The sequence below is a fragment of the Streptomyces sp. NPDC057307 genome (assembly GCF_042667665.1).
Taxonomy (GTDB): Bacteria; Actinomycetota; Actinomycetes; order Streptomycetales; family Streptomycetaceae; genus Streptomyces.
Map to the genome: position 1 here is coordinate 1 of NZ_JBHUZM010000283.1, position 1132 is coordinate 1132.

1 rRNA gene is annotated in these 1132 nt (G+C 51.3%); it reads right to left on the reverse strand.

Annotated elements, in window-relative coordinates:
• A 23S ribosomal RNA gene (locus tag ACFUN8_RS37345) occupies window positions 1-1077 on the reverse strand; the annotation flags it as partial.
• Window positions 1078-1132 lie beyond the last annotated feature (55 nt).

Consider the following 1132-nt stretch of genomic DNA (forward strand, 5'->3'; position numbering starts at 1 on the left):
TCCTTTTCCACTTAACGTATACTTTGGGACCTTAGCTGGCGGTCTGGGCTGTTTCCCTTTCGACTACGGATCTTATCACTCGCAGTCTGACTCCCAAGGATAAGTCATTGGCATTCGGAGTTTGACTGAATTCGGTAACCCGGTAGGGGCCCCTAGTCCAATCAGTGCTCTACCTCCAAGACTCTTACCTTGAGGCTAGCCCTAAAGCTATTTCGGGGAGAACCAGCTATCTCCAGGTTCGATTGGCATTTCACCCCTACCCACACCTCATCCCCGCACTTTTCAACGTGCGTGGGTTCGGGCCTCCATTCAGTGTTACCTGAACTTCACCCTGGACATGGGTAGATCACCTGGTTTCGGGTCTACGACCACGTACTAAACGCCCTATTCAGACTCGCTTTCGCTGCGGCTCCGCCTCTTCAGCTTAACCTTGCACGGGATCGTAACTCGCCGGTTCATTCTACAAAAGGCACGCCATCACCCGTTAACGGGCTCTGACTACTTGTAGGCACACGGTTTCAGGATCTCTTTCACTCCCCTTCCGGGGTGCTTTTCACCTTTCCCTCACGGTACTGGTTCACTATCGGTCACTAGGGAGTATTTAGCCTTGGGAGATGGTCCTCCCGGATTCCGACGGAATTTCACGTGTTCCGCCGTACTCAGGATCCACTCAGGAGAGAACGAAGTTTTGACTACAGGGCTGTTACCTCCTATGGCGGGCCTTTCCAGACCTCTTCATCTACCTCGTTCCTTTGTAACTCCGTACAGAGTGTCCTACAACCCCAAGAGGCAAGCCTCTTGGTTTGGGCTAATCCCGTTTCGCTCGCCGCTACTCAGGGAATCGCATTTGCTTTCTCTTCCTCCGGGTACTTAGATGTTTCAGTTCCCCGGGTCTGCCTTCTCATATCCTATGTATTCAGATATGGATACCACTCCATTACGAGTGGTGGGTTTCCCCATTCGGAAATCTCCGGATCAAAGCTTGCTTACAGCTCCCCGAAGCATATCGGTGTTCGTCCCGTCCTTCATCGGCTCCTAGTGCCAAGGCATCCACCGTGCGCCCTTTCTAACTTAACCGTTAAAAAGAATCACTATGTGATATCTTGTATTACTTGAATGTGATGTCTACTGT